The 26,478-nt window shown below is 40.6% G+C and carries 18 protein-coding genes; 12 read left to right on the plus strand and 6 right to left on the minus strand.

What is annotated here, in order from left to right; all coding sequences use genetic code 11:
- Window positions 1-58 precede the first annotated feature (58 nt).
- Together RA156_RS01995 and RA156_RS02000 are read left to right on the plus strand one after the other, a co-directional pair.
- Window positions 59-607, plus strand: coding sequence for a YceI family protein (locus RA156_RS01995; protein ID WP_306642359.1), 549 nt, complete (start codon window positions 59-61; stop codon window positions 605-607).
- Window positions 608-751: 144 nt separating this feature from the next.
- Window positions 752-1,915: a BamA/TamA family outer membrane protein gene (locus RA156_RS02000; protein WP_306642361.1), complete on the plus strand. Its 1,164-nt coding sequence runs from the start codon at window positions 752-754 to the stop codon at window positions 1,913-1,915.
- Between the two features lie 92 nt (window positions 1,916-2,007).
- On the opposite strand, the gene RA156_RS02005 is transcribed toward RA156_RS02000, so the two are convergent.
- The 3 genes from RA156_RS02005 to RA156_RS02015 form a co-directional block, all read right to left on the minus strand.
- Window positions 2,008-4,419 (minus strand): FG-GAP-like repeat-containing protein, encoded by a 2,412-nt coding sequence (locus RA156_RS02005; RefSeq protein WP_306642362.1) that lies wholly within the window; start codon window positions 4,417-4,419, stop codon window positions 2,008-2,010.
- 780 nt (window positions 4,420-5,199) lie between these two features.
- Complete coding sequence (locus RA156_RS02010; RefSeq protein WP_306642364.1) at window positions 5,200-6,411, minus strand: hypothetical protein; 1,212 nt, start codon at window positions 6,409-6,411, stop codon at window positions 5,200-5,202.
- A 100-nt stretch (window positions 6,412-6,511) separates the two neighbouring features.
- Entirely contained in the window at window positions 6,512-7,060 is a 549-nt protein-coding gene (locus RA156_RS02015; RefSeq protein ID WP_306642366.1) for a magnetosome magnetite crystal formation protein family, read from the minus strand.
- 1,394 nt (window positions 7,061-8,454) lie between these two features.
- Here RA156_RS02015 and RA156_RS02020 point away from each other — a divergent pair.
- From RA156_RS02020 to RA156_RS02065, 10 genes are all read left to right on the plus strand, one after another.
- Window positions 8,455-9,459, plus strand: a complete 1,005-nt coding sequence (locus tag RA156_RS02020) for a helix-turn-helix transcriptional regulator (protein WP_491572828.1) — start codon at window positions 8,455-8,457, stop codon at window positions 9,457-9,459.
- A 70-nt stretch (window positions 9,460-9,529) separates the two neighbouring features.
- Entirely contained in the window at window positions 9,530-10,786 is a 1,257-nt protein-coding gene (locus RA156_RS02025; RefSeq protein ID WP_306642369.1) for a DUF2130 domain-containing protein, read from the plus strand.
- A 3-nt stretch (window positions 10,787-10,789) separates the two neighbouring features.
- Window positions 10,790-13,384, plus strand: coding sequence for a restriction endonuclease subunit S (locus RA156_RS02030; protein ID WP_306642370.1), 2,595 nt, complete (start codon window positions 10,790-10,792; stop codon window positions 13,382-13,384).
- 3 nt (window positions 13,385-13,387) lie between these two features.
- Entirely contained in the window at window positions 13,388-14,287 is a 900-nt protein-coding gene (locus RA156_RS02035) for a hypothetical protein (RefSeq protein ID WP_306642372.1), read from the plus strand.
- Between the two features lie 74 nt (window positions 14,288-14,361).
- Window positions 14,362-15,897 carry a type I restriction-modification system subunit M gene (locus tag RA156_RS02040; protein ID WP_306642373.1) on the plus strand — a complete coding sequence of 512 codons (1,536 nt, stop codon included), beginning with the start codon at window positions 14,362-14,364 and terminating at the stop codon, window positions 15,895-15,897.
- On the plus strand, window positions 15,890-17,089 hold the full coding sequence (locus RA156_RS02045) for a restriction endonuclease subunit S (RefSeq protein ID WP_306642375.1): 1,200 nt from the start codon (window positions 15,890-15,892) through the stop codon (window positions 17,087-17,089). Before RA156_RS02040 ends, RA156_RS02045 begins: the two co-directional genes overlap by 8 nt.
- A complete protein-coding gene (locus tag RA156_RS02050) occupies window positions 17,090-17,671 on the plus strand; it encodes a GIY-YIG nuclease family protein (RefSeq protein WP_306642377.1) in 582 nt (193 codons plus the stop codon). It begins immediately after the preceding gene.
- 10 nt (window positions 17,672-17,681) lie between these two features.
- The gene (locus RA156_RS02055; RefSeq protein WP_306642379.1) at window positions 17,682-18,056 is read left to right on the plus strand and encodes a hypothetical protein; all 375 of its coding nucleotides are present in this window, start codon (window positions 17,682-17,684) and stop codon (window positions 18,054-18,056) included.
- A 6-nt stretch (window positions 18,057-18,062) separates the two neighbouring features.
- Window positions 18,063-21,575 carry a DEAD/DEAH box helicase family protein gene (locus RA156_RS02060; RefSeq protein WP_306642380.1) on the plus strand — a complete coding sequence of 1,171 codons (3,513 nt, stop codon included), beginning with the start codon at window positions 18,063-18,065 and terminating at the stop codon, window positions 21,573-21,575.
- 524 nt (window positions 21,576-22,099) lie between these two features.
- Entirely contained in the window at window positions 22,100-22,477 is a 378-nt protein-coding gene (locus RA156_RS02065; RefSeq protein ID WP_306642382.1) for a hypothetical protein, read from the plus strand.
- Between the two features lie 15 nt (window positions 22,478-22,492).
- Here RA156_RS02065 and RA156_RS02070 read toward each other — a convergent pair whose 3' ends face one another.
- From RA156_RS02070 to RA156_RS02080, 3 genes are all read right to left on the minus strand, one after another.
- The gene (locus RA156_RS02070; RefSeq protein WP_306642384.1) at window positions 22,493-23,911 is read right to left on the minus strand and encodes a hypothetical protein; all 1,419 of its coding nucleotides are present in this window, start codon (window positions 23,909-23,911) and stop codon (window positions 22,493-22,495) included.
- 98 nt (window positions 23,912-24,009) lie between these two features.
- Window positions 24,010-26,103 (minus strand): AAA family ATPase, encoded by a 2,094-nt coding sequence (locus tag RA156_RS02075; RefSeq protein ID WP_306642386.1) that lies wholly within the window; start codon window positions 26,101-26,103, stop codon window positions 24,010-24,012.
- Complete coding sequence (locus RA156_RS02080; RefSeq protein WP_306642388.1) at window positions 26,103-26,414, minus strand: helix-turn-helix domain-containing protein; 312 nt, start codon at window positions 26,412-26,414, stop codon at window positions 26,103-26,105. The genes RA156_RS02075 and RA156_RS02080 overlap by 1 nt, the downstream gene beginning before the upstream one ends.
- Window positions 26,415-26,478: the final 64 nt, after the last annotated feature.

Below are 26,478 nucleotides of genomic sequence, written 5' to 3' on the forward strand. Positions count from 1 at the left end.
GAATACCCTGACCTAACTTTTCTCCCTAACTCTTAGCTTTGACCCAAACATTAATCTTATGCGTAAACTCTCATTTTCATTCTTCCTCTCCCTCTTCCTCTTCCTCTCTGCCGATTCTTTCGCTCAGAAGGAATGGGAAATCGCTCGAGGATATCAAGTGCGTTTCACGACCCAAGGGGTGGAGGGTACCTTCACAGAATTGGATGGTGACATTGTGTTTTCGCCAGCTCAATTGGATGCATCGAAGTTTGACATGATCCTGTACTCACGAAGCATCGATACGGGAATGTCGAAAAGAGATGATCAAGCGCGTGGCAAGAAGTGGTTGAACTCAGCTTACTTCCCAGAAATCACTTTCGTTTCAGATTCGATTGTCCAAACGGAAACAGGGTTTGAGGTGTATGGCAAAGTGAGCTTGTGCGGAGTTGAGCGACCGGCAACCATCCCTTTTACCTTCAAAGAAAACGAGAAGGGTGCTGAATTCTCAGGCTATTTCTCGGTGAACCGAAAAGACTTCGGCATAGTAGGTACAACTCTTGGAGCGATGGTTTCAGTGGGTGAGGTTGTGCGGGTTGATTTGTGGGTGCCTGTGGTGGGGAAGGAATAATCGTGGACTGTGGACCGTGGACCGTGGACTGAATATGGGGGGATCGTAAATGATAGTGCCGTACATTTTTCATTAGCACACAATCCCAATCATTTCCCTTCCTTTGCAAAGACACCAGATAATCTCCACTCCATAGACACATAAATGCCTCGATCCCTCTCATTCTCATTTTCCCTCTCATTCTTATTCTTCCTCTTTTCCTTCCTCTTCCTCTCCACGGTTTCTTTCGGCCAGGAAGAAAAGGGCATCATTCGTTTATGGAATCGAGTGTTTAATGATACGACGCATACGGCGAAACCGAAGTTTATTGCCTACCCGGTGGTGGCTTTCACGCCGGAGACGAGTTGGGAGTTTGGGGCGAGTGCGTTGTACGTGTACAATCCGAAGAGGAATCTGGAGAACCGATTGAGTGAGATTTCGATTTTCAGCTTTGTGACCCTAAAGAACCAGTACGGACTGTACTTGGATCATGCGATTTACACAGATCAAAACGATTACTTTCTGCTTGGGAAATTCAGGGTCAGCCAGTTTCCTTTGCTGTATCACGGTGTCGGCATCGATACACCGGAAGACCCGATTGCTCGGATAGATGGATTCTCGATTACCTTGAGAGAACGGGTGTTGAGAAAGATCAAAGAGAACTTCTACGCCGGAGTGGAGCTGGACTTAAATCACTTTTCTTCGGCTGAGGTTTTTGAACCCTCCTTGGATTTCATAGACCCGACTGGGCTTTCCGGATTCACCAACTTCGGAATAGGTCTCGGCCTGGTTTATGACGAGCGTTACAATGTCCTCAACCCGCGTGAAGGCCTCTTTGCGGAAGGTGGATTTCTGCACTACAGCCAAGATCTGGTAAGCGATTACAACTTCACGAACTACTTCTTGGATGTCCGCTACTACCACCCAACATTCAAAAACCAAGTCCTCGCTGGACAATTACTCATCAACGCAGCAGACGCAACTAGCGGCAGCGATGTTCCATTTAATCAACTCTCATTAATGGGAGGAGAAAACCTCATGCGCGGCTATTACCTCGGAAGGTACCGAGACCGTATTCTCGTCGCCTCTCAATTAGAATATCGCTTCTTACCCTTCCCCTTCAGCCGACGCTTCGGCGGAACGATCTTTGGAGGGGTAGGAGCTATCAGTCCGAACGTTGACAACCTCAACCTCGATCAAGTCCGCGCATCCGGTGGCCTCGGCCTCCGTTTCCTCCTCTTCCCAGGCAAGGATATTTACACCCGCTTTGATGTGGCTGCGACGAATGAGGGGCTGGGGTATTACTTGTTTATTGGGGAGGCGTTTTGAGGTAGTGCCTTGAGTCTTGGTTGTGAGTATATGTATTGAATGGTTCTGACCTAAAAGCGCTTACGGAAAGGGTGCTATTTGCTAGCGTTAGGTCACATAAGGCCTAGGAGGATAAGAATGTCTTCAATGTTCACTACGCCATCGCCGTTTAAGTCCTCATCGCAGTCTCCGACACATCCAACTTGGCCGAGGAAATCAAGAAGGTCAAGTATGTTCACTATTCCATCATTGTTTAGATCCCCGCAATTGTAGTAAGCGGTGCAGGAACCGTTGTCAACGAGGGCCAATGGGTCATAGTTGCAGGCATCAGGATCAGTGCATCCTTGTCCGTGCAGGTTGGGGAACCATGTGATTTTGTCGTCGTCGAAAGTCCCGAAGACGAGGTCTACAACGGAATTGTTGGAAATGTCAACGGCCAGAATGGTTTTGACGTCTAGCATAGAATTGGAAATCGTGATTCCTTCTGAAAAAGAACCATCTCCTAAATTTTGATACCAATAAGCGCTATTCCAAAAAGATGTTCCGCAAGCAACATCAATGTCTCCATCTAAGTCGAGATCTGCGGCTACTATGCTTTGTGCGCCATTGGCAGAAGTGGTAATAATCTGTGCTTCAGAAAATGATCCAGCTCCTAGGTTTTCGTACCAAGCAACGGTGTCGTCCCCGGTAGATGCAGATAGGACGTCATAGTCTCCGTCTCCGTCTATATCCGCGGCTGTTACGTCATTGGCGCCCTGCGCTTGATTGTTCAGGATTATTTCGGACGTGAAATTCCCGTCTCCCAAATTCTCATACCAGGCGATCTTATCGTCAGAACTCGAGGCCGATAGCACGTCAATGTCTCCGTCATCGTCGAGGTCGATGGCGTAAACGTCTTGCGCAAAATTGGCATTTTGAGAGATGATTGTTTCAGGAGTAAAGACCTCGTCTCCCGTGTTTCGATACCAAGCAATTGTGTTGTCAATGAGTGAGGCAGAAAGGATGTCGATATTACCGTCCGAATCTAGATCTGCCGCGAATACACTGCGGGCACCATTGGCTTCGGTACTGACCACATTCTGACTTGAGAAAGTTCCGTTACCAAAGTTCTCGTACCAAGCGATTTTATTGTCCAAACTGGAAGCGGAAATTACATCGGTATCGCCATCGTTGTCCAAGTCAATACAGTAGACAAATTGAGCATTCATGGCTGATGTAGAGATGACTCGCTCATCTGAAAAAGTGCCGTCCCCGTTGTTTTGGAACCAGGCAATTTTATTGTCATATAACGATGCAGACACTACATCGTTCAATCCATCTCCGTTTAAGTCTGCAGAATCGATACACTCCACGCCATCCGGTGCGGTGAATACAATGGATTCGGCAGCAAAATCGGAGTTACCAGTGTTTTCATACCATGCGAGCTTATCGTCCGCATTTGATGCAGAGACGATATCTACATCGCCATCCGAATCCATATCACCTGTAAATACGAATAGGGCACAATTAGCAACTGTTGTAATGGTACTTCCTGCGCTCGGTGCAGAAAATTCACCCGATCCTTGATTTTCGAACCAGGCAACTTTGTCATCGCTATGTGAGGTCCAAACAATATCCATATCGCCGTCATTGTCAAAGTCTGCGGCTCTGACGCAGTTGGGAGTTTGTTGCGTGGTGGATAAGACGATTTCCGCAGAGAAGTTGCCGTCACCGAGGTTTTGGTACCAGGCAATTTTATGATCAGACCAAGAGGCAGAGAGTATATCGTTTTGGCCATCTCCGTCTAAGTCTGCTGCATAGACCGAACGTGCGTTATCGGCATCGGTTGACAATACTTTTTCACTGGAGAATGTATCGTCACCAAGGTTTTCATACCAAGCGATTTTATCGTCGAGTGCGGATGCAGAGATAACATCATTGTCACCGTCACCGTCTAGATCTATAGCGAACACATCATAGGCGAAACTGGCAGAAGTGGAAATGACCAACTCGTCGGAGAATTCACCACCTCCTAAGTTCTTGTGCCAAGCGATTTTATCATCCCAATAGGAAGCGGTGAGGACGTCGTTCAACTCGTCGCCATCGAGATCAATGGCGTAAACAGCGCGAGCGCCTTGCGTTTCATTCGATATGATAAGCTCGTTACTAAACCCTCCGTTGCCATCATTCTCGTACCAAGCAATTTTGTGATCTCCGAAGGAAGCGGAAAGGATATCGTTGTCTCCATCATTGTCTAGGTCAATGGCAAAAACGCGCTCCGCTCTCATCGCGTTATCGGAAACCACAATGCCAGGAGCGAACGTGCCATTGCCGAGGTTTTCATGCCAGGTAACTTGATCGCTCCCTTCAAAAGCACAGATCAGGTCAATGTCTGAATCGCCATCCAAGTCGGCACCGTATGTAGATTTGATTTCCTTGTTCCCATAAATCACATTCTCTTCTCCAAATTGAGCTTGAAGAATGGGACATATACCAAAAAGCAAGCATAGGCATACTCCAAAGCGTAACAGGGTCAAAGGTTTCATAGTGATAGCGTCTTAATGAGTATAGGCAAAATAATGAATATTCCGTTTAAGATTCAGCTTGATGGGGTCTTCATAATACCTTGTTGACTCCAGTTTATCTTATCTGTAGTTGAAGAGCCCGACTTCAAAAGTTATTAGGACGAACTTCTGCAGTTAGGCGGCCTCGGCCTCCGCTTCCTCCTCTTCCCAGGCAAGGATATTTACACCCGCTTTGACGTTGCTGCGACGAATGAAGGGGTGGGGTATTACTTGTTTATTGGGGAGGCGTTCTAGGAGGGGGAAAGCGAAAAACTCTTGAAATATAAGCTGACTTAAGTTTTGGGCTTAACTGACTTAAGTTTTCTGTTTAGGATTTCACGGGTGAATAATAGTGATACGATGGATATAAAAGTTAGGCTATGTTCATACGGTCGAAACGTGAATTGATCGACAGTTAGGATTGCTAAGGAGATCATTATCAGAGCATATATAGTTACTACTCTTCGGTTATCAAGTTTTGCATGATAATAAAGCAACTCAAGAACAGGAATAGAGATCAAAAGAACTGAAGTCATCAGGATCATGGCGAATTGATACTCTTGAATTTGATCAGCTGTCAGCGTTGATAGCTGGGGTTCATGAAACAATGCCGCAATTCCGAACGCGATAGAGTTTAAGAGTGGAATGGATACAAAGAGAATGACAGATTTAACGATGGTTTTTGTCATAGTTCGGTAGTTTATCTGTTGTCTTTCTCTGGACAAATGGTTCTGGCTACTTGCATGTTAATTGAACTAGAGACTAGTGATAGGGATTATTTGCTGTAGTGTTATTGACGTAAATGATTATGTCATATTTAAACAACACTTCAGTTAATTCCTCCGACCACTGAAAAGACTTCTGGCGGAGAGGTGCTAGGTCAAGGACGAAGTATTTAAACTCGGAATTGAGTATCAACTCAACTAGCTCAGGGGGGATTTCAGTGCTATTGTCATAGTTGATGCTTGGGGATTCTGAAAACGGGTTTCCAACAAGCTTTTCCCCTTTGATACCCTGAAGAGTGATATGAACGGAAGACATTCCGTTCATAAATGCGGTCTCCGAAAGGAGGTTCCCTAAGTCGCAGATGTTCGAGCTGTTGAGCCCTCTACTTGTGTGATTTCCTCCTAACTTGAAAACTACTTTCGGAAAATGATTTTGTGACCGCGAATCTCGGTAGTAATGAAGGAAATTCATCTTCATCAGGTTGCTTCGTTGAAGATTGTTCTCATAATGTTGATTGGTGAAATTGTAGGAGTATATGTCTTTGGATGTTTTCAATAGTTGAAGCACTCGTTTGTCCTTAGGTGAGTTACAGAGGTTTATCAGGTTTGTGTGCACTGAATCTGAATACCGGAAGATGAAAGGTGCTTGAAAATTACGATTATCGATTGCTCGTTTAAAACAGTCATGTGCTTCAGTTTCGAGGTGTGTCAGTTCGTTTTTAAGTGTTTCATTATCAGTACTCTTTATAAGTTCCGAAAAATTCAACCTGAACTGAGTCATAAAGGATTGATCAACACCCCATAATTGCCCTCCTTTCGATACGATATTTTCAAAGAAGGTATAGTCATTCGGTGAATTATAAAAGGGTATAGAGAAGGGATAGTTCCTATGTAAAATTTCCGCTGCGCGTTGCGGTTTTTCGTCCTTGGCGCATCGCTCAATAATCTTTGCGGCTATAGAATCAGTTTCGATACCTAAGAACCGATACCCTTCGGCATATGCTAAGTCAAAAATGAATTCTGTAATCAGATTGTTTTCTGAATAACCGTGTTCTTCTCCAATAACGATAAATTGACTCTTTGAAATGGAATTCTCAATGAAACTGGTCAAAGTTGAATCACTCAAGTCATTGGTTATGATGACATGATTATTTATTGAGGGTGATTGAGAAAATGCAGTGGTACTATGAAGAATAATTAAGCCGGCGAAAGAGGAAATAACCTTTAAAAAAATGGTGCGAATAATCATGGGTCTCGTTTTCTGATTTTGTGAAGCAAACATCAGAAATGGGCCATAAATCTTTGGCGTCAATCATGCGCCAATTATACGCCAAGTTGCGTTTAGCGCGCTATATGAGCTGAACTTGGTACGTTAGTAGTTTAGGAAGTCTTCCTTTTTTACTCAGTGAATAAGCTGTAAGAATCACGGTTATGAAGTTGAAGAGAACCAATGCCAACATCACAATCAGGATCAATGGAGTTTCCAATCCTAATCCTCCTTGAATAAAAGGAGCGGCTACAATGAGCACTACGTAAAGTAGTATCCATAGCAGTTGAAAGTTGACGATGATCCTAGCCATTTTTCGGATGGAAGGATTATCAGAATTTCGTTTCCAAATGACTAATGGAAGAATAATATGCAGCAAAGGAAGGAATAGGAAAGAGAGAACAGATAGATTAATCATCTTGATTTTCGATAGAGTGACTTCGTCGATGCGACATGGGGTGTCATCAAATTGAACTTCGAAATATTCCTCTAGCCTTTTCAATGTGTTTCCTTTCGGCAAATCTTCAGAAGACTCAACCCGCTGAATTGTGCGCAACGACAGTTGCGTTTCATCCGCAAGTTGACTTTGAGTAAGTCTGCGCTGAATTCTGTGTTCCCTTATTTGATTCATGATTTTCCTATCATTCAGCTCATATTCATCGAAACCACAAAATAGAGGAAAATACATCCAACCGGTTATGTGTAATCCCTTTATAAAGGTATTCAATTCATGGTGATTGGTTCGGGTCTACTTATGGTGTGCTTTCACGAGAAGAAGATTCATTCAAACTCGTTGAACTCACCGACCTGTTTTTTGGGGAATCATCATTGACCCATGGGAAGAATGGCACTTTCTTGTGGTTCGTTTATTTCGTGCGCTCCAATCGCTATTCTTCATTCATAGAATTTTAAATCCTTCGTTGAAAGAACAAACCGCGTTCACAACCATCCCCAACAACCCCAATTTCACAATCACTCAAAACAATCCCCTGTTCACAATCAACTTTCTAAACCTCATGTTCACAATCGGTTTTGAAGAGTATCTGTTCACAATTGATTTTTCGAACGTGTGTTCACAATCGTTTTTGAAGAGTACCTGTTCACAATCGTTTTTCCAAACGCGTGTTCACAATCACTGTCGAGCAATCCATGTTCACATGCATCTTTTCCTCTATGTGAACAGAAATCAGTGATGCCGAAGTGAAATAGTCCGAAGGGAAAATATCATGTTTCCATATTCTCATCTCCAGTTCTACACACGCCATGAATTACAGTTGCCTTTAATTCCATAACCTCAAGATACCTCGGATAAGGCGGTAGAAAAAAACGTTCACAGCATTTTAGACTAGTGCGGTGAGATACTCGATGAATGAACTATTGCTATGAGAATAGATCTGTTTTGTGATTGCCCTATATATAAACTGAGTGGTGAACGGGAGAGGGAGAGTGAGAGGGAGAGGGAGAGATGGGGAAATGGTGGACCGTGGACCGTGGACTGTGGACCGCGGTTTTTGACTGTGATTTTGAATAGGCTTTTTCGCTGATTGATTGTGAAATGGAAATTCCAAAGTGTCATTGTGAACATGCGATCTCAAAACACGATTGTGAACACAGCTTTCAGAAAATTGATTGTGAAATTCGAACTCTAGAAAGTCATTGTGAACATGGAATCACCAAACACCAATGTGAACACAGAACCCTTTGAGTTTGCTTTAGGACCAATGCAGGTTAAAGGCTTAAGCCTTAAGCCCTAGGCCTTAGGCCTGCGAAGCTATTTCCCAATACAGAATGTGAGAAGTGAGATGTAACAAGTGCATGAGGAGTCATAGGGACAAAAATAGTAGTGAGATCTGACTCAAGTATGCTAAAAAAGAAAGTCCATTGTCCATATTTCACCTATGGTACTTATTTCCCTTATTGGTTAAGTTGAATCTTTTCGATTAAGATTATTAGTCTCAAAATTTCTTGATGTGCAGAGTGAGTGCACAGAAATTCCTTACCCTTGCATCTAATTTAATCTCGGCTATGTCTACGAATAAGAATGCACTCTTACGATACAAAACCCTTGATCGATGTTTCTCCAACTTTGGACGACGATACAGTTTCAATGATTTGTTAGACGAAGTGAATTTAGCACTTATGTCAGAGAACCCTGCTTCGTCAGGGGTTCAAACACGGCAACTAAGAGATGATATTCGTTTCATGAAAAGTGAGAGTGGATACGAAGCTCCGATAGAAACCTTTCGAGAAGGGAGAAAGGCCTATTACAGGTATAGTGACCCTACGTTTTCAATAAATCTGACACCACTGAATCAAACAGAGGCAGAGAAGTTAAGAAATGCATTATCAATTTTACAAAGGTTTGAGGGCAGTCCTGAGTTTGAATGGGTTCATGAGTTAATTCCAATGCTAAAAGATCAATTTGGTTTGAAGGATAATTCAAGAAAGGTGATGGGCTATGATTCTAATATTGATTACTCTGGTTATGAGCACATCACACCGTTATTCAATGCGATTGTGAATCAAAGAGTTTTAGAGATAACCTATAAACCTTTTGATAAGCAAGAGTACACATTTGAGTTCCATCCATATTTCCTCAAGCAATACAATAATCGTTGGTTTGTTTTTGGAAGGAATGAGCGGTTTGATATCAATGAATGGAACCTAGCACTCGATAGAATTCGCAATATTAAAGAGGTTGATGTCAATTACCAGTCTGACGAGATGGATTGGGAAGAGTTTTTCTTCGATATGATTGGAGTAACGAAAACCGAGGGTTCGGAAATTCAGGAGGTAGAACTTGAGTTCAGCAAAGAACAGGCTCCATATATCAAAACCAAGCCACTTCATCCTACTCAGAGATCGACAACTCAAGATAACGGGGTTCTTAATGTTAAGCTTTCAGTCATAGTAAATTATGAACTTGAAATGAAATTGCTTGCCTATGGGGAAAAAGTTCGGGTAGTTAGTCCGAAGTCCCTAGTAGAATCTATAAAGGAAAGACTGAAAAAAGCTGTTGCACAATATTAATCGATGCTGTGCAGGTTGAGTGCACAAGATGGTTAGACCTTTGTCACGTAATCGAAAGAGAAAGTAAGGTATGAACACACAAATCAAATGTCCGGAATGTAATCATAAGTTTGATGTAGAGCACGCTATTTCTTCTGAGCTCGAGAAATCAATCCGTGAAGAGCTTGCAGCGAAAAATCTTAAGCAGAAAAAAGAACTAGAAGCGAAAGAGCAAAATCTGCAAAGGAAATTTAAAGAGATCGAAAAAGCGAAAGCTTCACAAGATCAAATTATTAACGAGAAGTTAGCTGAAGAAAAGAAGAGGTTGCGGTCAGAGCTTGAGGTTGAAGTTAAAAAGGCTAATGAAGAAAGTACAGCTGATCTATTGAAGAAAATTTCAGATCAAGCAGACGAGATGACCAAATTGAAAAGAGACAAAATCTCTTTTGAGCAACAGGTTCAAGACCTTAAGAAAAAGGAAGAAGAGATGGATCTTGAAATCAAAGAGAAAGTCTTGGCCGAATCCAAGCGAATTCAAGAAGAGACAAAGAAAGCTGAGCAGCAGAAGCATCATCTAGATTTGAAGCAGAAGGATGAGTTGGTGAACACACTTAAAGAGCAAATCATAGATCTTCAACGAAAAGCAGAGCAAGGTTCCATGCAATCTCAAGGAGAGATTCTTGAGTTAGAAGTTGAAAGATTATTAGTGAATCTATATCCTTCAGACAGTGTTGAAGAGATCAAGAAAGGCGCTAATGGAGCTGATTGTGTTCTGAGCGTGAATAATTCTTTCGGTAAATCCGCCGGAAAAATTGCATTCGAAACAAAGCGAACAAAGTCCTTCAGTAGCACTTGGATCGAGAAACTTAAATCCGATATGAGGATTCATCGGGCCGACATTGGTGTAATTGTCACCGAGGCAATGCCGGATGGAATGGAAGGGTTTGGATTAGTTGATGGGATATGGGTGTGTAAGTTCTCTGAAGTTGAAGGTCTTTCTAGAGTTTTAAGACATTCCATTTTAAAAGTATATGAAGTTCAAGAGGCGAACGAAGGACGTGGTGAGAAGATGCAGGTATTGTATAGCTATTTAATTAGTGAAGAGTTTAAACAACAGATGGAAGCCATCGTCCGAGGGTTCGTGAACATGAAGAGTGCCCTTGAGACAGAGAAACGCTCGATGAAGCGAATCTGGAAACAACGTGAAAAAGAACTCGAATTGATAATTGACGGAGCAACAGAAATGCATGGTTCCATCAGAGCAATAGCAGGTAACTCCGTAGCTCCTATTCAGGAATTGGAATTGATCCAAGAAAGCGATCCTATTGAATTAGGAGAAAGTGAATAAAATATGCGCCATCCAATGACACTGCATGAAGCCATTAAAATAGTTCTAAATGATGAAGGTAAGCCAATGTCTTCTACCGCTATTGCTGCCAGAATAAATCAGTTGGGGCTATATAGTCGGAGGGATGGTGCCTCAGTTCCTTCGTCTCAGATTATAGCAAGGATTAGCAATTATCCTGAAGAATTCTATTCTCATGATGGGCTTATATTCTTAAAAGAATACAACCGCAATAATGCGGTGGAGGAGCAGATATTGAGAGCGTGTAAAAAACTCCGTGATCTAACAAGTCGCAAAGGTGGAGTAAAGGTTGAGAGACTATTAGAGCTGATTTTGATGTTTCTTTCTTCTGAAACAAAGAGGGAGATATATCTAAATAGTCCTGACGGAAATGTCGATGCTACTTTAAGAGTTGATAACTACGATAGGGATTCGGTACGTCGGATTTCATTCGATGTCGTTAGTTTCTTGAGTTATATCCATGAGCTAGTAACCGACCATACAAATCGGACTGAAGCGATCAAAGTTATCGCCAAGTACTTCTTGTTCAACCGTGACTATCGAGGTGGACAAATAGTCAGAGAGCTGCCAGAGGTTGCGGTGTCACTTCTGCAACGAAAAATCCATGAAGATAATGTCTCAACATTGGACATTGTTGATAATTGCATACCTCTTTATCTATTGGATCTTCTTAACACTGACGACGACAGAGGTTTTCATGTACAATTGGATTGTGACCTCCGAGAGGTTGTTGAGATGACCAACCTAATTTTGATCGCATCTGGTCTTAATGTGCGTTTCGATCGTGACCTTAGTGAAAGAGATAATCAAATTGGCATATGCATACCCCCGTTCGGGTTGAAACCTGGAACAAGTAGATGGGACAGTGAATTGGCTTTTGTGTTTGATCAGTTCAAACGACTAAATTCTACGAATGGTTATCAACTTTTAGTTGGTACTACGGCCATATTGACACAGAAAGGTAGTAAGAGGGATGCACGCATGTTCGCTATAGGTGAACACTCGCCTTCAGGCATATTTGTGACTCCTTTTAGTTCTGAAATGATTGCTGTTAACTCCTTGGCGTTAGTTGAGTTCGACTACTCACAAAGCTCTAATGGCTTCATCTTTATGGGGGATTTTGTCAGAAGTACGGTCGATAGTGTTGAAAGGGCAGTTGATATTATTTGGGGCAAGGAAGTTGTTGAAGGATATTCATCTGAAGTTCAAAGGTCGTTAATCGAGGCCCAGGAGCACAGCTGGCTACCTTCGTTGTATTTGAATCTAAGTTTTTTGGAAAACTTAATAGAGGATACTGTGGCTCTGGAGGATCTCGTGCAGTCAGTATTCCGAGGTCGTCGGATCAATAAAAAGGCGTTATACCCCCAAGGAGAAGTCAAGTTTATATCAATAAGGGACTTGAACAAAGACAAAGCTCTATTTAGATTTGATGACAGTGGGTTGGGGGTTGATCAGGATCAAGTAGATAGTGGGTTTCATCGAGTACCTCAAGGTGCCATCCTCATGTCTCTTTTAGGGAGCGATCTCAAACCTAACATATTCAATCTGGGAGTAGAAGCGATAGTTGATCAGCATATCATTGTTGCAACATGCCATGATAATGTTCTGCCAGGCTATTTGGTGCATGCTCTGAAATCTGAATTAAGCAAGAAACAGCTCAACGCACTGCGAATCCAAGGGGTTGGAATTCCGCGTATCTCTCGCTCCGACTTGATGAGGCTTAGAATAAAGGTGCCATCCATTGAAGAGCAGCAAAGAGTTCTCCTTGAACAAATGCAATCTGATAAGAATCTTTTTAAAGAGCCGGATCAAGATGGTAAACTCGATTCTGAGGAATTCAATTTCATTGCAACTTTGAAGCATACGTTAAAGCAACCTCTGACCACTTTATCAGAAGACTTTAGGGTTTTGGAAGCATTTCTCAAGAAAAAATCCATCGAAGGTGTACTTCCTGAGAACGAGATTATTGTGGAGCTATTTGAAGGAGAAGATGGAGCAGGAATGGAGAAGCATACGCTGATAGCGACGCTTCAAAGATGCCAAAGAATGATTGGTGATGCACATGATCATTTGAACAAAAGTGAGCAGTTACTCAAGATTGACACGATTAAACCAAAGTTTGAAGTTGTTTCAGTCAGAAGTGTTTTGTCATCTCTCAAGAAAGACAATCCAAATATCGAGATTGATATTAAAGGAAGAGACTATGAAGTGAATTTAGATAAATACTCCTTTAGAATTCTAATAGACAATCTCATCGAGAATGCTGTAAAGCATGGATTTGATGGCCGAGAAAACCCTAAGATCTTATTCTCGGTAGAAATTGAGAAGGACAAGTTTGAAGCTGAGTATGTGAAGATTCAGTATTCCAATAATGGCGAGTCATTAAGTCCGGAGATGGATACAGATAAGTTCCTAAAAAAGAATTCTAAATCCAATAAGTCCGCAGGTGATGGGTATGGTGGATTTCTTATTAGTAAGATTATGAAGATGCACAAAGGCATCATTGAAATAGATAAAAGAACTGCAGAGAAAATGATTGATTACAATGTTTGTTTCAATTTATATCTACCAAAACTATAAATTATGAGCAAGAAGGAAAGACCGATCTATGCGTTAATTATTGATGATAAACAGGACTACTGTGATGCTCTAGCTGGTTCTGCAAGAGCCGAGAGGATACTATTAAAAAGCGCTACTAATTTGGAGGACGGTATAGAGGTTCTTAAAAATGATAAGAAGATAGATTTTGTTATTCTCGATGGTAAATGCTTTGTCAATGCTGATATGGAAACAAGTGGCTCGACAAGTAATAATATTCCTCATCGAGCGAAAGATGAGATTGTGAAGATCAATAATGAGCAGAACAGAGAAATCAGTTTTTGTGTGAATACTGGATTTGTTGATGATCTCCAAGAGAGTTTTGAAGGCATATTCGAAGTGTTTGATAAAGACAAGGACAGTACTGATTTATTCAGTCACATAAAACGTGAGGTAGCACAATCACCAACTTATAAGGTGAAGAAAAAATATCATGAATGCTTTGAGGTATTTGACCTTGGAATAATTGATCCGGTGCATGAGCCCCTGTTCATCGATATTCTATTGAGTTTAGAGCAGTCAGACTTCAGAAAGAAGAATTTTTCGCCAATGAGAGACTTGTTGGAGGCGTCATTTCTCGGTTTAATGGACATGGGGTGTATTCCCAGTTCATTCTTAAACCAAAAAGGCAAGCCGACTTTGGAGTGGTGCGCTCGATACATGGAACAAAGGTCAACTAACGATCTTGAAGGCAATACATTTACATTAAATGTATTGGTTCCACAAGAAATGAAGTCAGCGATCAGGAAGCTGAAAGAAGCAACCAGCGCATATTCGCACCTGAACGATAGTGATATTATCAAATACCCTTTTCTATCAAATGCATTTTTGTTAATGGAGTATTTAACATGGTTGCCTGATTTTTATAGGGCAAATTACGAGTAATATTTACTGTGCACATCAACTGCACAATTGAACCCTACTTTTACAAAAGGAAAACGAATTAGCACATTCATTCAATGATAACAGGAGAATTAAAATCGCAAATAGATCAAATCTGGAATACGTTCTGGACAGGTGGTGTGACCAACACAATCACGATTGTGGAGCAGCTAACTTACTTGATCTTTATTCGAGATCTTGATGAGACAGAGACTCGAAACGAACGGAAAGCCAAGCGTGGTTTTAAGTACACACCAATCTTCGGGTCGGATCAACAAGATTTCCGATGGAAGAACTTGAAAGAAATGGATGTTGATGCCAGGCACGCCATTTTCTCGAATACAGTTGACGGCATATTTCCATTTATTCGATCGCTTGGAAAGGATAAGAGCTTATTCTCTACTTATATGAGAGGTGCGACATTTGGTATTTCTAAGCCGATGGTTTTAGATCAAGTGATGGAGAAATTGGAAGGTATTGATATGACCAATCAAGACACGAAAGGAGATATCTACGAATACTTGTTATCTAAGCTTGAAGGTGGAGGAACCGCTGGCCAATTCAGAACACCACGTCACATTATCAAATTGATGGTCGAGTTGATGAAACCAACACTAGAGGATAGCATTTGTGACCCTTCAGCAGGTTCTGCCGGGTTCTTGGTTGCAGCCAAAGAGTACATCGATAAACACTATGATGTAACCGAGTTGGACAAGCATGCAGATCATATCAATAAGCATATGTTCAACGGTATGGAATTCGATGCAACCATGCTTCGTATTGCATCCATGAACCTCTATCTACATGGTGTTGAAGAGCCTAACATCATTGACGTTGATGCCGTATCGAAAGACAACAAAGTATCTGATGAATATACGCTGATACTTGCAAATCCTCCATTTAAAGGCACAATTGATAAGGATAGTATTTCTGCCGGACTGAAAAATGTCACAAACACCACTAAGACAGAGTTGTTGTTTTTAGCTTTAATGTTAAGGCAATTAAAAAAAGGTGGTCGTTGCGCTGTTATTGTTCCGGATGGAGTGTTGTTCGGTAGTGGAAAAGCACACAAAAGTATTCGAGAGGAAATTGTAGCCAACAATAAGTTGGAGGCAGTAATATCCTTGCCTAGTGGGGTGTTCAAGCCTTACTCTGGAGTTAGCACAGCGATCTTGATTTTTACAAAGACTTCAACAGGTGGAACCGATAATGTTTGGTTCTATGATATGAAGGCCGATGGAAAGTCTCTTGATGATAAGCGAAATTTGTTAGTAGATGAAGATATATTTGACGCTTTCTCTTTCGGAGAAGGGTCTGACGAGTTAACAATTGAGCAGAAGGAAGCACTACACGATAAGTTCAACCTTCCGGATATAATTGAACGTTATGCACAAAGGAGTAAAGAAAATCACAAAAGAACTGAACAAAGTTTTTTAGTCCCATTTGATGAAATCGAAGATAATGAATGGGACTTGAGCATTACAAGGTACAAGGAAGTAGAATATGATGAAGTAAAGTATGACCCACCTTCCAAGCTAATGGAAAGAATACAAAATCTTTCGGATGAAAGAGCTGTTTTAATGAACGATCTTAAATCAATATTAGATGCTTAAAGATCATATTTTAAAACTCGAGACCGGCTCGAGACCAAGAGGAGGGGCTTTAACGGTAGGGATTCCATCATTAGGAGGGGAACACCTTTCAAAAGACGGGGGCTTTAAGCTTAGCAAGCTGAAGTTTGTATCCATAGACTACTTCAATAAACTTAAAAAAGGGATCGTCGAAGAGAACGATATCCTAATTGTTAAAGACGGAGCAACAACAGGTAAGGTGAGTTTTGTTGGTTCTGATTTTCCACTTACTCGGTGTGCAGTCAATGAGCATGTTTACCGTTTGGTTGTCGATGATACAATCAACCCCAAATACTTCTTTTATTTTCTGTTTTCAGACCTTGGACAAAACCAAATGTTAAGAGATTTTCGTGGGGCCACTGTCGGAGGTATCACTAAGAACTTTTTAAAATATCTGGATTGTGAATTTCCCAGTTTTAAAGAGCAGAAGAGAATCACAAAAATCTTGGAAGATGCAGATAGACTTCAGAAGAATGCTTTAAAACTTGTTGAAGAATACAATGCTCTACCCCAAAGCATTTTTAATGAAATGTTTGGAAATCCAATTCTCAATAAATCAAGATATGAAACGAAGCAATTGATTGAAGTAATTGACGAAGAGAGACCAATTACTTATGGTATTCTTAAGCCGGGTCAAGATATTAAACCTGATGGTGTTCCATATATAAAAGTTGTTGATGTAAGAAATGGGGAAATTATTAAAGAATCAGTTTGTCATACGACGATTGAGATTTCTGACAAGTATAAAAGGTCAACATTAAAAGCAGGTGATATTTTGTTCTCAATAAGAGGGCATGTTGGTCGAACATGTATGGTACCCCCGATGTTTCTAGGCGCAAACATCACTCAAGATACAGCTAGATTAGCTTGTAATGAAACCATAAACCCTTATTTTTTAAATCAACTTCTTCAGAATATTCATTTTAGTCGAAACTATCAAAAGTTTATTAAAGGTGCAGCAGTAAAAGGAATCAATCTCGGAGACTTGAAGAAATTGCCAATAATTGTTCCGCCAAAACTACTACAGGAAAAATTTGCAGAAAAAATTCTTCTGGTGGAGCAACAAAAGGTCATTTTAAAAAAGGAGCTTAAACAAAGTCAGGACTTATTCAATTGCTTACTTCAAAAAGCATTCAAAGGAGAATTGGTAGAGAACAAGATTGTTTCTGAATAAATGAATTACAAGCTAGAGCCATATCCATCAAATATTCATTCATTGTTGACTGAAGCACAGTCAATGTCAAAGGAGATACTCAAATCGTTGAACTTTCATGATTGCCCAAGAATTGATGATCTATACAAAAAGGACAATAAGGGGAGAATTCGTAGACAGGTAAAAATGTTTGAAAAACTTGGGATAGAGCCAAATAGCTATTTAACTAAAAAGGATCTGTCCAAGGGTAAGGTGAATGAGTTGAAAGGGCTTTATGTAATGGGAGAATTTGAAGACGATAAGGTTAAGCCTATCTATATAGGCATAAGCCGAACAATATTTAGGAGGCTAAAACAACACGCTTGGGGAAAGAATCATAATGAATGTACACTAGCCTATTTGATGACAGAACACTGGGATGGAGGCGATCAAAAAGTAACCAGAGCTTCTGTTACAGATGACATGATGGAGAAAGCAAAAAAGAAGATCAGAACTTTCAATATAACCTTTGTGCCAGTTGAAAATGATTATGATCTCTACTTCCTTGAGGTAGCGTTGGCTGGCATTTTTAAAACACATTGGAATAGTTTTAAAACACATTAAGTAAACATTTATGAGCATTGAAATAATACAAATTGGGATCTCAGAACAGAAGGATCGAACATGGGGAAGAGTTTACATTGATTACTCGGAGGATGGTGAGAACAAATTCATCTTCAGGAACTACTTAAAATTTGAGAAGAAGAACTTTTCGGGCGATGGTTCATTTGAAAATGAAGTAGCCTATACATGGTTTGATAGCATGGAGACTACGATGGATTATATGGCTGTGTTGGAAGGCGAGTATGATACTATGCGTTTGACGAGTAATCCAAAATATCGATTGCTTTACGGAACCCCATCTAAGCTATTAAAATCGCTAATTGAAGATCTCGATAACAATCTCATGGACGATATTAATAAACGCCGAGGGTGGTACAATAAGTAAGGAGTGATGAAATCTAATTTCCAGTTTCTCGAAAGTAAGTGGCCTGAGTTTTTTGACAGAGCCAAAAAGTCCGAAGAACTTGCAATTACCGACGCAAGAACTTCACTAGCATGTGCGAGGATGGCTCTTGAACTTGCCGTAAACTGGATGTACACCAACGACTATGACCTTGAAATGCCTTACGACACTTCATTAAACTCTTTGATGAAGAATTATGATTTTAAGGATCAGTTTCCCATTAGACTTTACAACGAAATTGACATAATACGAAAAGTTGGTAATCTGGCTATTCACAATAAGCCAGTAAGTAAAGGAGATTCTGAGAAGGTTCTAACCAACCTCTTCTACTTTTCCAAGTGGTTCGTAAAATCATATACTCAGGAAGATGTAAACGTATCAGGATTGTTTGACTGGGAAATTGTACCTAAGGTAGGAGAAGCAGCCTTGTCAAAGAAGCAGTTAGAATCTTTGCAGTCGGGATTTGACAAAGAGTTAGATAAGTTTCAAAACGAACTTGTTGAAACGAAAGAAAAGAATCTACAACTACATCAAGAAAACGAATTATTCCAGAAACGAATTGCTGAGCTACAAGCAGAAATCGCAGCGAACAAAGTTGAGGCAAACCAAGAAGATGAAGTCCATCACCCAAGGAATGAGAAAGAAACTCGAAGGTTCTTTATTGACGTGTCTTTACGCGAAGCGGGATGGGACCTAACAGGCGCGAAAGACAAAGAATACAAAGTGAATTATATGCCTAAATCCACTAATAAATCCGAAACTGGTTTTGTGGATTACGTGCTTTGGGATGATGATGGAACGCCACTAGCTTTGGTTGAAGCCAAAAAAACCATGGAGAGCGTTTCCAAAGGTGAAAACCAAGCCCAATTATACGCTGATAGTCTTGAAAAAATGTTTGGTCGAAGGCCGGTTATGTATTATTCAAATGGCTTCGAAACTTATCTATGGGACGATCAATTCTATAAAGCAGCACGACCCGTTCATGGTTTTTATACCAAGCAAGAGTTACAAACTATCATGTTCAGAAGAGATCATAGAACAGACATAAGAACTGCTCCAATCGATCTTGAAATTGCCGGAGGCGGGGGGAGAACTTATCAAATGCGTGCAATAAAAAGTATTGCGGAACATTACGCCGGAAATGATAAAAGATCAGGGAAGTTAATTGGAACAAACCGAGGTGCACTCTTGGTACTTGCTACAGGAACAGGTAAAACGAGAACTTCAATCGCGTTTTCAAAGCTAATGTTGGAGTGTAATTGGGCGAAACGTGTGCTATTTCTTGCAGATAGAAAAAGTCTAGTAAGACAGGCTAAACGCAACTTCACAAAGTTATTACCAAATCACTTGTGTGTTAACCTGCTTGAGGATAAGGATAATCCTGATGCCCGTTTTGCTTTTTCGACCTATCAAACAATGATGGGGTTAATTGATGGTTCTAGAGATGAGGAAAAAAGGTTTTACGGTGTTGGTCACTTCGATCTTATTATTATCGATGAAGCGCACAGATCTATATACAAGAAATACAGAGCAATATTCGAGTACTTCGACGCTTTATTCCTGGGGCTTACAGCCACACCTAAAGAAAGCATTGATCATAATACTTATGAGATTTTTGGTCTTCCAGATAAAACACCTACCGACGCTTATACATTCGACGAAGCCGTTGATAACAAGCACCTAGTTCCCTATCATACCATTGAGCTGAAGACAAAGTTTCTGCAAAAGGGTATCAGGTATGCTGATCTATCAGATGAGGAAAAAGAGGCGTTTGAGGATGAAATCCTGGAAGGAGAAGAGCCTACGGGTAACGAGTGGGTAGACAAAAACGCATTGAATGAATGGTTGTTCAATAAGGATACCACCGTAAAGACTTTACAAAAAGTAATAGAGCTGGGCATCAAGAAAAGAGGTGGAGAAGAGCTAGGAAAGACTATCATTTTTGCACGAAATAAAAAGCACGCACAGTTTTTAAAAGATACACTTCTAGAGCTGGACAAGGAGTTATTTGGTAATGACTATGTTAAGGTCATAACTCACGGAGAACCCAAAGCTGAAGAGTTCATTCAACGCTTTTGCGATGAAGAAAAGGACCGTTTACCACAAATCGCTATTTCTGTCGATATGATGGATACAGGTATTGATGCCCCTAGTTGTGTGAATTTGGTGTTTTACAAGCCTGTGAAATCCTACGCAAAATTCTGGCAAATGGTAGGGCGTGGTTCTCGCTTGAGGCCAGATTTATTTGGACCTGACGACGATAAAACTCATTTCTTAATTTTTGACCTATGTGGAAACTTCGAATTCTTCAAAGAGAACCCAAGGGGAATCGAGGGAAGTGTTCAAAAGAGTTTGACAGAAATTGTTTTTAATCTAAAATTACAGCTGTCTGAGTATTTGAAAGACGGCAAATTCAAGAATGATGCGTCTCTTCAGAATTACCGAAAAGAACTTTTGGATTCGTTGCATCACGATGTATCATTATTAGATCAAACTCGTTTTGATGTTCGAATGAAATTGAAGACTGTTCTTGAGTATGGCAGTGATAATCGTGAACTATGGAACCATCTTGATAATAAAGACATCAAGATTATCAAAGATGAACTCAGTGGGCTAATTAAACCTCGAAAAGGAGATGTAGACCTAGCAAGGTATTATGACAAGTTGTTGTATTCTTTAATGATAAAAAGAATTGAGTCCCCAAACACTGAAGACTTCATCGCCTCCTATACTCTTCCTATCACAAAGGTTGCCATCCTATCAAAAAAGCTTCTTAAGAAAACAACGATACCAGAGGTTAAAAACAAAGAAGATCTCATTGGTCTTCCTCTTCAAGAATCATTTTGGAAGAATGAAGGATTAAGTCACCTTGAGCAAATTCGTTCAGGAATTAGAGAATTAATCAAGTACATTGATCCCATTGATCAGAAGTATGTGACAAGCAATTTTGAGGATGAATTGTACGATTATACTGAAACCGTCCCGACTTTTGAAGATGGCAACATCACGGATCAATATGGCTCACCTTTTCCCAATACAATTCATAGATTAGAAGAGTTGATTCGAGAGAATAACAACCACATTACGGTCCAGCGAATAAGACGAAGTGAGACGATAACTCCTGCCGAACTAGAATCACTTGAAGTAATACTATTTAGCGATGGTATACGTAAAGAACAAGTTGAGTACGAACTTGGTAGAAACTTTGATCTGGTGAAATTTGTAATCAAACTGACCGGTTTGTCCGAGGAGAGTGTTAACAAGGCCTTTGCCGATTTTATCAATGATTATCAGTTGAGTTCAATCCAGATTCAGTTTTTGGATACTATCAAACTCTTTTTAATTAAGAATGGCAAAATAGATCCAAGTAAGTTATACGATGCAAATGCCTTTAGAAAGATTCATAACCTTGGAATTGACGGAGTTTTCCCACAAGATGAACAACAGGATAGAATTTTTGATATTATCGAGTCGTTCAATAGATATGGCGAAGGAGCATAGATTTGTAAATGTTTCAGAAGAATTAGAATGGAAGGATTGCTACTCGCATCCCTCTGCATTATCAATTTGACTTTATTCTGCGAATATTATGCTCTTTGAGCATACGTATGTTCAGTAAGCAATAGCTTTAGTATTTGGTTTATAGACCGTAACAATGCAAAAAAATGGCCATGATGTTCTGGAAAGTCTTTGGTGTATCTACCTGCAAATAGAAAGGGATGAAAAATGAAATTTACCGCCTTGAGTTTCCTCACTCTACAGGGTGCCAATGCGAGAAATTGGATTTTAGTGATCTTAACGAGTTTATCACACAGCTTCGTTCAAGAATCCTATGTTACTCGGACGAAGTATGGAGATTGGAGATGAAATTAGACCATATAGTCGATGTCCAATTATTTGGGGGTACCGATTTTGGTGATTCTATCAGGGTTCAAGAGAAGAGAAGAGAGGGTGCAACCTCGGATGTTGATTTGGTTTTTACTATTCCAGATTGCTATTTAAGGGTAGAGACGGAACATGGCTTCATGAGATATTCTGATAGTCTTCGATTAAAAGTGAGCTATCAAATTGAAAACTACCCTGGAATCAAAGAGGATGTCGTGTTGATTGTTTTTCAAGTGCCCAATGGTTGGTGGGAAGTTCGAGAGGTGAGAGAGTTGGTTATGGAGCCAGGTACTTTTTACATTACCGACACTGGGGTTTACGATAGAGGTCGGTTGTTTTATGGCCCAGATAGCTTGGTTAACTGTGAGCTCTTTATGCAGGTAAACGCTAAGTCAAGAGTTGAAGATGATCATGAAGAGGACTCAAGTCGATCATATAATTCTGACTTTTATGATGCTACAGACGGCCAACTGGGGGATTTAGGAGATAGTGGGTGGACCCACTTAGGTAGGGATTAGATAAAACTTATGATCTTAGGTTCGCTTCTTTAGATTAAGGATGTCAGCCAATCTAATGTCGAACTCAATAAGATCTGGCTTAATGATGCTCTCGAATATTACTGGGTGGATAAAAGATCGATTGATAAGCTCTGGAGTGCTCAACTTTTCAGAATAAATATCTAGGGCTGTGACATTCCTAGTCAGAGTACCAGGTGTCATTATGGAGCCAAGCTTGTAGTTCTTGATAAAAGGAAAATGACCGGTACTTGCATCTCCTTCGTATTCTATCATTGAGACCTCATAATCCTGAATGGAGCACAAATAGTCAAATGATAACTTGGCGTTTCCATTTTGAAAGAGGTTATGCCATCCCGATTGCCAGATGTAATGTCGATCACGATCATCACTCCTTCGAGTTTGTTGTACATCAATCACGCAGATTTCAAACAGCCTCTCTTCTAATAACGTCGCAACTCGTTCATCTATAAATGAGGAGTAGGTCATCTGCCAAGGATCGATCTTTGAAAAGTACTTTTTACAAGTCTCATGTGACCACTTGATCTTGCAGTTACTTGAAATAGAGGGAGACAGGCTTTTTTTGTCCCGTGTATGCCAAAATGAAAATCTATAATCCCAATATGGTAGGCTGTAAAGTTTCCTATTTCTTTCTAGTTCATGCTTTTCTTTTGGCACCTTATCAAAAGAAGAGGTCCATTCTGCGTGCTCATTTTCAATTGTTTTTTGAAGAAATTCAGATTCAAAAGAGTGATTCCCCGAAATGAATTTGACGTCCCATTTGTCGCTGGCGGTAAAGAGTTGATCTGAATACTCAAGGTCAGGATTGAGAGTGAGCAGATCAAATAGAATGAATTGTTTCAGTTCATTCACAATCTCCGTATTAAATTCCTTGAATAGACCTTCGGAGACGGTGAAGGTTTTTCTAGAATTGGCGCAAAGGTTTCTCCAATCAAATTTGTACCTGTACTTATAAACTTCCGCCGTAGGAATGTTATCTACTAGCCTTGAAAGGGACTGCCATAATCGGTTGGAATTGCTACGCAGAATGAATGAGGGGACATACTTCCATTCAATTCTTCCTGTTATATCTTCTAAGATAATTGCTGTTTGATTATCAAACAATTCAAAAGCAAATGCATTTTCGAGCCTATAGCTTTCATTTTCTCCTTTTTTAATAATGGCATATGACGCTTTGTCGTAGAGATCTTTGAAAGAAAAATTTTCTTGACTTTCAGTTGATGAGGCTTTCGATGACTTCGTTTTCTTTTTGCTGTAATAACAGTCGATCTGGTCTCCTTCAATTAGTTGAATGCCAAAATCTTCGTCTTGTAGGATCATCCTTGTCAGGGGAGCTGCGTGTTTTTGACAAAACTTCAAACGTAGATCGTTTTCGCGTTTAGCTCTTTGTTGCTTATTGTATTGCTCCATGTCCATAACAGCAAAATAGTGAAAACCGCAAAGCGCAACCACTATATAGTAATTGCGTTTGCGTTTTCTCCTTGAAAAGAGAAAATCGTTATGAACCAAGGGTTTTATGCTCTGTCCAGGCTGATCTGTGTGACGTCCACTTTTGGAATGAGTTTCACCGATCCTCGCTTACGTGTTAAGATGTGTACTATTCCATCAATATCGACCGGAATTGCATCTTCGCTGATGGTTTTGAGAAGATTTTCAGCCGTCCGTTCGGCACATTCACAGATGTTCATGATCTTTTTGAGAAGGTCTTTTGTTCGGTGATCGACATTGGGTTCATGACTCTCAAGCAGATCAAGCACTTTATTGATATTCCCCTTTTTCTTGCGTTCCAATCGTTCTGCTTCATTGGCGGTGCGAAGTAGTTTAGAGTCTTCATCAAAAGCATAAGTCTCATTTGAATGAGGCCGATCATTTCGGTTCTTCAAACACTTCATTTCAATCAGGTTGTCCGATAGATTCATAGAGGCCATGTAAGATGCTTTATTCGTTACTTCTGTACCGATATGGCCACGTGCTTTGTTGCTGCCTGGATTAGAATGGATGACACCAATGATAGTTGCCGCGTATTGATTGATCATTTCATTCATCAAATCTGTAAGTTCCATGGTGTCACCTACCTCATTGAAGTTCGATGCACAATCGGTTAGAATGTCAATGACGATGACTACAGGCCCTTTGCTTTCCATCGCAAATCGTTCCAAGTGGTTGCGAAGGAAGGTCATTCGCTCATTTCGCTTCACATTGATCAATGACAATGGCTCAAGTAATGAAATGTGCTTGAATCGATCGTAGCCGCCATTTTCTCTCATTTGTTGCAATGCGAATGGGAATTGGAATTTTTGGTTGCGTTCGGTGTCAGTGTAAATGACGCGAATGGGCTTCAGTCCTTCTTTTCGTTGCACTCCCGATACTTCATTTCCTTCTTTCTGAATGAGGGCAGAGACAATGGCTTCGCACATTCGGCTTTTATGTGTTCCTGATGCACCTTGAATGATGCTCAATGTCTCTGGGTAAATGATCGGGTTTCCATTCAATGTGAGCAATGGATCATCTTTTTTGACGGGTTGACTCGCATTTTGGATGATGAGATCTCTACTAAGGAAGATATTCCTGAAACGATGGTCCGTTTCACGGAACTGTTGGTGAATATCCGCTATTTCTGCCTCAAGACTTTTCGCACTCCCACTTGCGCTTAAGTAATCCGTAAGGTCATTCACATCACTCTCATTGACCTTTTTTGGAATGTGTAATGAAGGCAAATGGAATGCAGCACTTGCTTTCACCTGGGCTTTCATTCCGGCTTCGTCATTGTCAAAACAAATGATGGGTGTGCAGCGCATGTCAATGAGTTGCTGAATCATTGCTTGATTTACATCGATAGCAGCATTGTCATGTGGTATGGCGTTCAACCCATGCAGGAAGACAGAGAATGCATCTTTGTAGCCTTCGCAGATAAGAACGGGTTGTCCTGGTTTTACCAGTGAAATGAAATGTTCGTGGATATTCTCGGGTTTATTGATCCACATGAACTTCATCTTATTGGAAGATTCAGGGTTATAGAGTTTAAACGAATGCTTCCCAACTTGAAACGCGAAGATGTTGCCTAGTTTGGTTGAGTTCCAGTTCAGTTTGCCATGTTTTATCCATTGAATTGGAATAAGTCCGAATATTTTGGCCTTTTCTTCCAATGAAATGGAATTTGGGAAGAGTTTTCGCCAATACGAGTAGTCGGTTGAAACTTTCATTTGTGGTGTTTCCTCCAATGAAGTGAAGTTTCTCTTCGCTTTTTTGTGTTGTGTTTTCATGCGTGATGATGGTTTATTGATTTCTAAAGTTGTGTTTAGTATGTCCGAACTAATTCGCCCCAATAGTTCACTGAATTGTGATTTTGGATCTAGCCGAGCATAGTGTCCGAAGAAGGTGAAAGCATCGCCTTTATATTCATCGTTACCGAAATCTTTGAAGAGGTATTCTTGACTTTGATCGGAATAGTAGATGGAAAGGGAAGGATTGGAGTCTTCATAAAAGGGATTCTTGATTCTAGAGTCTCTTGCTCCTTTTAGTTGCACGTTCACATTCATTCGGTTGAGGACATACTGATAGATGTCCAGGCCACCATTGGTAGCCAAGAGGATTTCTTGCTTTCGCATTATTTCTGATGTTTGTAATTACTAATGAGCTCTTCCCGGGTCATTTGACGATGACTTTCGAGCCATTCGATAAGCTCGCTGCGTTTGAATCGCAGTTTCTTTCCGGGTTTGTAGTGAGGGATCTCACGCTTGCTGGTGAGACCATAGATGGTGGTTTCTGCGAACCCGGTGAGGCGAGCAGCCTCACTCAGGTCGATGTATTCATCTTCAGAAACTGGTTGGTGAGCGATATGCTCGAGTATACGATCGAGCTCTTCGCGGATGAGAAGACGTAGCTCCTCAGGTTGGATTTTTCTGTCTATGTTACTCATAACTTTGTTGTGTTTATTCACACCTTAAAGTTCTGAGTGGTTCTTGGCTAATAATGGGTTTTCA

It is taken from the genome of Sanyastnella coralliicola, from assembly GCF_030845195.1.
Classification (GTDB): domain Bacteria; phylum Bacteroidota; class Bacteroidia; order Flavobacteriales_D; family Sanyastnellaceae; genus Sanyastnella; species Sanyastnella coralliicola.